The sequence below is a fragment of the Streptomyces sp. URMC 126 genome, from assembly GCF_051386555.1.
Lineage (GTDB): Bacteria > Actinomycetota > Actinomycetes > Streptomycetales > Streptomycetaceae > Streptomyces.
On record NZ_JBPQTX010000980.1, the window covers coordinates 1 to 262 of the forward strand.

General features: G+C 76.3%; 1 protein-coding gene. It reads left to right on the forward strand.

Annotation, left to right across the window (positions count from 1 at the left end):
- Positions 1-189 (forward strand): sulfur carrier protein ThiS (gene thiS / locus ACSNOK_RS34750; protein WP_436784699.1); only part of this gene is annotated, 189 nt, incomplete at its 5' end.
- Positions 190-262 lie beyond the last annotated feature (73 nt).

A 262-nucleotide genomic window follows, 5' to 3' on the forward strand; every position in this document is an offset into this window, starting at 1 on the left:
GTGAACGGCGAGCCCCGGGAGTTCCCCGGCGGCACCACCCTCGATCTGGTCGTCGCCGCCCTGACCCGCGCCCCCTCGGGGGTCGCCGCGGCGGTCAACGAGACCGTCGTACCGCGCGGCCGGTGGGGGGCGACCCCGCTCGCCGACGGCGACCGCGTCGAGGTCCTCACCGCGGTCCAGGGAGGGTGACGTCGACCATGGCCGACGATCCGCTCACCCTCGGCGGCGCCCTGTTCGGCTCCCGGCTGATCATGGGCACCGG